Raw genomic sequence first — 6,227 nt, forward strand, 5'->3', positions numbered from 1 at the left:
GCACCGTCCAGCCCGGACACGCGGCGACCGGCCGCGCGAAGTCCTCCCCGGCCCGGCCCCGCAGCAGCGGGATCAGCGCGTCACGCTCGATCGTCAGCAGCCGCCCGGGCTGCTCGGGGTCCCGTACGTCATGCACATCAGCAGGTGTCGTCATCCCCCCACGCTAGGTCCCTGGGCCCGCTCGGCGGGAGAATGCCCCCATGGCAGATCTCGACTCGCTGCGCACCCGTTTCGCCCACGCCCTGGAAGCGGCCCGGGGCCCGGCCGGCGGCCCGGACCCGGCGCCGTACGCCGATGCCCTGCTCACCCGGTGGCAGGAGCCCCAGCGCCGCTACCACACGGTCGAGCACCTCACGGCGGTCCTCGACCGGGTCGACGAACTCCAGCGGTACGCGCGCGACCCGGACGTGGTCCGGCTGGCCGCCTGGTTCCACGACGCGGTCTACCTGCCCGACCGCTCCGAGAACGAGGAGCGCTCGGCCCGCCTCGCCGAACGCGCCCTCGCGGAGGCCGGCCTTCCCGACGCGAAGACCGCCGAGGTGGCCCGCCTGGTCCGGCTCACCGTCACCCACGACCCCGCCGACGACGACCCCGACGGCCAGGTCCTGTGCGACGCCGACCTCGCGATCCTCGCCTCGCCCCCGTCCGCGTACGCCGCCTACACCACCGCCGTCCGCCAGGAGTACCACTTCGTCCCCAGCGACGCCTTCCGCGCGGGCCGCGCCGCGATCCTGCGTCAACTGCTCGACCTCCCACGCCTGTTCAGGACGCCGCACGGCACCGCCGAATGGGAGGCCACGGCCCGCTACAACCTCGCCGCCGAGCTGGAAATGCTGTCGCCCCCACCCCACGACGCCTCGTAGCCTGCCCACCATGTGGACAACGGGTGCGGAACAGGTGGAGCAGGCCGTCGACGAGTGTGCCGGGCTGCTGGGGGCGGTTGCCGAACGGGACTGGGAGGGCGTGCGGGCCGGGCGGCTGGAGTGGAGCTGCCGGGAGGCGGCCGTGCACATCGCGGGCGATCTCATCGCGTACGCGGGACAGTTGGCCGGACGGGAGCCAGAGGGGTACACGCCCTTCGAGATCTCGCTGGACGAGGGGACCGACAACGCGGGCGCGGTGCAGGTGATCCGCACGACCGGCGCCCTGCTCGCCGCCGCGATCCGTACCACTCCGCGTGATGTGCGGGCCTTCCACCCGTACCCGTTCCGCAGCGCGAACCGTGAGGGGTTCGCCGCGATGGGCGTGGCCGAGGTGCTGCTGCACACGCACGACATCGCCGAGGGGCTGGGCGTGTCGTACGAACCGGCGCCCGAGCTGTGCGACTTCGTGCTCACCCGGATCTTCCCGTACGTCCAGCCGGGTCCCACCCCGTGGCCGACCCTGCTGTGGGCCACCGGCCGCGGGGAGCTGCCCGGCCGCGCCCCGGTCACGCAGTGGCGCTGGAACAACAACCTGGTGATCGGCACCGAGCGGCTCACTCTGGAGGGCGTCACCCCGGCGGCCGCGGCCGACCTGTCCACGGTCGGCGACGGCGGCTTCGAGTGGATCGAGGGCGGCCCGATGGAGGGCACCAGGGTCGGCACCGGGCTGGTGTACAAGCAGTACGAGGACGGCGTCCACCGGCCGGAGTGGGGCACGTACGTGCTGGTCCGGCGCGAGGACGGCCGCGCGGTCGGCGCCATGGGATTCCACGGCGTCCCGGACGCGGACGGCCGGGTCGAGGTCGGCTACGACCTGGTCGAGGGCGCCCGCGGCCACGGCTACGCCACCGAGGCGCTGCGCGCCCTGTCGGCCTGGGCACTGGAGCGGGACGAGGTGCGGACGGTGGTCGCGAACGTCGAGCGGGGCAACCTGCCGTCGCAGAACGTGCTCGGGCGCGCCGGGTTCACCCAGGTCGCCGAGGACCCCGAGCAGCTGACCTACGAGCTGCGCGAACCCCGCGAGGGATAGCGTCCCTTGGGCCGCCGCAGCCCCGCCGCGTGCAGCAGCCGCACCACCTCGCGGCTGCTGACCTCCACGGCCCCGGCCCGCACCGCGTCGGCGTACCGCTGGTCGGGGATGTCGTAGTGGTCCCGTTCGAAGGCCCGGGGCGGGACGCCGAGGCGGGCGGCGAAGGTGTGCAGTTCGTCGTAGGAGACGTCGCTGACGAGGTGGGACCACAGGCGGCCGTGGCCGGGCCAGGTCGGTGGGTCGATGTAGATCGTCACCAGGGCCTCACGAGGACGCCGGCCCGCCGATGGCCTCGCCCAGCGACCCCACCGCGGCGACCTTCACGCCCGCCTCGCTGCACACCCAGTGCGGGTCGGGCCCCAACTCCGGTTCCACATCGAGGGCGTGCGGATCGCCCGTGCCGCACACCGGGCACAGCGGCCAGCGGCCGTACCGCTCCAGCAGGGAGTCCTGGACGTCCTGCGCGACCAGGCCCGCCACGTACCGGGCGCCCTCGGGCCACTGCTCGACCCACCATCGGCGCTGCTTGACGGACTCCTCGACCAGCGACACGACATCCGCGTCGGCGACGCGGCCCGCGACGAGGTCGGCCAGCACGAGGGCGCGCGCGGCGTGCAGCGCCTGCTCCAGGGGGCTGATGGGTTCCATGCACCCATTGTGCGCACTCTTGACCCCGGCGCCGCCCCGAAAATATCTTTCAATCGTGACCCGAGACGTGAAGGAAATTTTCGCCCGCGAGCGTGGCGGCTCCTCCGGCGCGAGCGCCGCCCCGCCCGCCCCGGCCGCCCTCGCGGCCAAGGTCCGCACGCTCGGCCCGTCGATGACGCGGTCCATGCAGCGCGTCGCCGAGGCCGTGGCGAGCGACCCGGCGGGCTGCGCGGCCCTCACGGTCACCGGCCTCGCCGAACTCACCGGCACCAGCGAGGCCACCGTCGTACGCACCGCCCGCCTGCTGGGCTATCCGGGTTACCGGGACCTGCGCCTGGCCCTCGCCGGCCTCGCGGCCCAGCAGCAGTCGGGCCGTGCCCCGGCCATCACGACGGACATCGCGGTCGACGACCCGATCGCGGACGTGGTCGCCAAGCTCGCCTACGACGAGCAGCAGACCCTTGCCGACACCGCCGCCGGCCTCGACACCGTCCAACTGGCCGCGGCCGTCACCGCGCTGACCACGGCCCGCCGCACCGATGTGTACGGGGTCGGCGCGTCCGGCCTGGTCGCCCAGGACCTCACGCAGAAGCTGCTGCGCATAGGGCTGATAGCCCACGCCCACAGCGACCCGCACCTCGCCGTCACCAACGCCGTGCAACTGCGCGCGGGCGACGTCGCGATCGCCATCACGCACTCCGGGTCGACGGGGGACGTCATAGAGCCGCTGCGGGTGGCCTTCGAGCGCGGGGCGACGACGGTGGCGATCACCGGCCGCCCCGACGGCCCGGTCACGCAGTACGCCGACCACGTCCTCACCACGTCCACCGCACGGGAGAGCGAGCTGCGCCCGGCGGCCATGTCGTCCCGGACCGGTCAGCTCCTCGTGGTGGACTGCCTGTTCGTGGGGGTGGCGCAGCGGACGTACGAGAAGGCGGCGCCGGCGCTGTCGGCGTCGTACGAGGCGCTGGCCCACCGGCACCGTTCCTGAGGCAGCCGCCCCGCCCAGCACCGGAAAGACACGGAAAGAGCCGTCCATGACCTCCACCTCCCACCCCCGTGATCTCAGGACCGAGTTGGAGTCCCTGACCACCGAGGCCTTCCGGCCGGAGCTCGCGGACATCGACCGGCTGCCCACCCTCGACATCGCCCGGCTGATGAACGGCGAGGACGCCACCGTGGCCGGGGCGGTCGCGGCGCGGCTGCCGCAGATCGCCGCCGCGATCGACGCCGTCGCGCGTCGGATGGCCCGGGGCGGCCGGCTGGTCTACGCGGGCGCGGGCACGGCGGGCCGGCTGGGCATCCTGGACGCCTCCGAGTGCCCGCCCACCTTCAACACCGACCCCGCCAGGGTCGTCGGCCTGATCGCGGGCGGCCCGGACGCCGTGGTCACCTCGGTCGAGGGCGCGGAGGACTCCCGGGAACTGGCCCGGGCGGACCTGGACGCCCTCGCCCCGACCCCCGACGACACGGTGGTCGGCATCTCCGCCTCGGGCCGCACCCCGTATGCCATCGGCGCGGTCGAGCACGCCCGCGCCCGCGGCTGCCTCACCATCGGCCTCGCCTGCAACCCCGGCAGCCCGCTCGCGGCGGCCGCCGACCACGGCATCGAGATCGTGGTGGGTCCCGAACTGCTCACCGGCTCCACCCGCCTGAAGTCCGGCACGGCGCAGAAGCTCGTCCTCAACATGCTCTCGACGATCACGATGATCCGGCTGGGCAAGACGTACGGGAACCTGATGGTCGACGTCCGCGCCTCCAACGACAAGCTCCGCGCCCGCTCCCACCGCATCGTCGCCCTCGCCACCGGCGCCGCGGACGACGAGATCGACCGCGCCCTGGCCGCCACCGACGGCGAGGTGAAGAACGCCATCCTGAGCATCCTGGCCGACGTGGACGGTGCGACGGCGGCCCGCCTGCTGGAGGAGTCCGACGGCCGCTTGAGGGCGGCCCTGGAGGCTCGCCCGTAGGACCTGCCGTCAGGCGGTCGCGTGTGCCACCCGCCCCGTGTGGCGCAGGATCTCGTCGGCAAGGCGGTCGTCCAGCGCCGAGGGCAGGGTGTGGCCCATGCCCTCGATCAGGACCAGGCGGGCACCGGGGATGGCCGCGGCGGTGGCTTCGGCGTGGGCGGGCGGGAACATCGGGTCCTCGGTGCCGTGCAGCACCAGCGTCGGCGTCGTGACGGAGGCCAGGTCCGCCGTGGAACCGACGGGGGCGGCCCCCGCGAGCGTGTGGTTGAGTGCGGCCCGCAGATCGGGCGCCCGCTCGTACACCCGGTGCTCCATCGCGCGGTACTCCTCCTCACTGAACGGCAGCACCGCACCGTGCAGGACACGCCACAGCGGCAGCCGGGCGGCGAGGTAGGCCTCCAGGCCGGCCTGCGGTTCGGGGAAGGCCGACGCGAGCGTGGCCAGCAGCTCGGGGTCGGGCGGCGGCAGTTCGCCGGGGAGCGGGGGCGCCCCCTCCAGGGCGCGCCGGACCGCCGCCGCCGTGTCCGTTCCGAGAGGCTGGGACGACAGGCTCGTCAGGGTCAGCACCCGGCTCGGCTGCGTGACGGCCAGCCGCTGACCGATGACGCCGCCGAGGGACGCGCCCACCACGTGTGCCCGCTCCACCCCGAGCGCGTCCAGGACCGCGAGCGCGTCGGAGGCCATGTCGGCGACGGTGTAGGGCCGGCGGGTGAAATCGACCCTGGAAGAGCGTCCGGTGTCGCGGTGGTCGTAACGGATGACCCGGCGGCCTGCGTCGATCAAGCGGCGGACGATGCCGTCGTTCCACTGGATGCCCTGTGCCTGAGCGCCCATCACCAGGAGCACCGCGGGGTGGTCCGCCTCCCCGAAGTCCTCTGTCCACAGCTCGAGGCCCTCCGTGCGGACCATCCGCTCGCAGCCCGTCAGGTGTGCGTTCTTCGATTCATTTTCCTGCATGGTCGTTCAGGTTAATGGGTGTGGGCGGCGCGCGCACCCGCTTTCCCGGCCGAGAGGAGTTGGACGCCGCGGTGCGGTGCGGGCACGCTGACCCCATGGCGGGTGTCAAGGGACAGGTGCAGAGGCGTGGCGTGGAGCGCCGCCGCGCCATGGTCGACGCGGCGATCGAGCTGTTCTCGCGCCAGGGGGTCCGCGGCACCGGGGTGGCCGCGATCGCCGAGCGCGCCGGCGTCACCCCGTCCGCTCTCATCCACCACTTCGGCAGCAAGGACGGTCTCGTGCGGGCCGTGCTGGAGGAGGCGGACCGGCGTGCCCTGGAACGGCTGTCCATCACGGAGGGTGCGCAACCCACCCTGAACGAGGCGTTCGACTGGTTCATCCGGGACGCCGAGCACACCGCCGCCACCGAACGGGATCTGGCCGCCCTGCACACCACCCTCACGGCGGAGAACCTGGATCCCGGATCCGTGCTCCACACCTGGTTCCGGGACCGTGGCCGGGCACTGCGAAGGCACCTGACCTCCCTGTTCGCGCGCGCCATGGCCGACGGTTCCGCGCGCGCGGATCTGAACCCGGCCGTCCTGGCCGCCGAGACGGCCGCGTTCGTCGAAGGGGTCCACCTGCTCTGGCTGCTGGACCCGGAGCACGTCGACCTGGCCTCCGTGCACCGCAGTTACTTCGGGGGTCTGGCGTCCCGGC

At 73.6% G+C, this 6,227-nt stretch carries 8 protein-coding genes and 1 pseudogene; 5 read left to right on the forward strand and 4 right to left on the reverse strand.

Annotated elements, in window-relative coordinates:
* Positions 1-154, reverse strand: a pseudogene (locus ABT116_RS51035) (maleylpyruvate isomerase family mycothiol-dependent enzyme); the annotation flags it as partial.
* 46 nt (positions 155-200) lie between these two features.
* Here ABT116_RS51035 and ABT116_RS38385 point away from each other — a divergent pair.
* Together ABT116_RS38385 and ABT116_RS38390 are read left to right on the forward strand one after the other, a co-directional pair.
* Positions 201-863 (forward strand): HD domain-containing protein, encoded by a 663-nt coding sequence (locus tag ABT116_RS38385; protein ID WP_351644117.1) that lies wholly within the window; start codon positions 201-203, stop codon positions 861-863.
* A gap of 34 nt (positions 864-897) precedes the next feature.
* Positions 898-1,953, forward strand: a complete 1,056-nt coding sequence (locus ABT116_RS38390; RefSeq protein WP_351644135.1) for a GNAT family N-acetyltransferase — start codon at positions 898-900, stop codon at positions 1,951-1,953.
* On the opposite strand, the gene ABT116_RS38395 is transcribed toward ABT116_RS38390, so the two are convergent.
* Both ABT116_RS38395 and ABT116_RS38400 read right to left on the reverse strand, forming a co-directional pair.
* A complete protein-coding gene (locus ABT116_RS38395) occupies positions 1,923-2,210 on the reverse strand; it encodes a DUF4031 domain-containing protein (RefSeq protein WP_344466263.1) in 288 nt (95 codons plus the stop codon). The genes ABT116_RS38390 and ABT116_RS38395 overlap by 31 nt on opposite strands.
* A gap of 7 nt (positions 2,211-2,217) precedes the next feature.
* Positions 2,218-2,601, reverse strand: a complete 384-nt coding sequence (locus tag ABT116_RS38400; protein ID WP_351644119.1) for a DUF8819 family protein — start codon at positions 2,599-2,601, stop codon at positions 2,218-2,220.
* Positions 2,602-2,656: 55 nt separating this feature from the next.
* Here ABT116_RS38400 and ABT116_RS38405 point away from each other — a divergent pair, with 55 nt between their 5' ends.
* A complete protein-coding gene (locus ABT116_RS38405; protein ID WP_351644122.1) occupies positions 2,657-3,592 on the forward strand; it encodes a MurR/RpiR family transcriptional regulator in 936 nt (311 codons plus the stop codon).
* A 46-nt stretch (positions 3,593-3,638) separates the two neighbouring features.
* Complete coding sequence (gene murQ, locus ABT116_RS38410) at positions 3,639-4,571, forward strand: N-acetylmuramic acid 6-phosphate etherase (protein ID WP_351644125.1); 933 nt, start codon at positions 3,639-3,641, stop codon at positions 4,569-4,571.
* A 9-nt stretch (positions 4,572-4,580) separates the two neighbouring features.
* Here murQ and ABT116_RS38415 read toward each other — a convergent pair whose 3' ends face one another.
* Complete coding sequence (locus tag ABT116_RS38415; RefSeq protein WP_351644128.1) at positions 4,581-5,528, reverse strand: alpha/beta fold hydrolase; 948 nt, start codon at positions 5,526-5,528, stop codon at positions 4,581-4,583.
* 95 nt (positions 5,529-5,623) lie between these two features.
* Between ABT116_RS38415 and ABT116_RS38420 the strand changes: the two genes are divergently transcribed.
* The coding region (locus ABT116_RS38420; protein WP_351644132.1) for a TetR/AcrR family transcriptional regulator at positions 5,624-6,227 on the forward strand (604 nt) is incomplete at its 3' end.

Source organism: Streptomyces sp. NPDC002130 (genome assembly GCF_040296465.1).
In the GTDB taxonomy this organism is placed as follows: domain Bacteria; phylum Actinomycetota; class Actinomycetes; order Streptomycetales; family Streptomycetaceae; genus Streptomyces.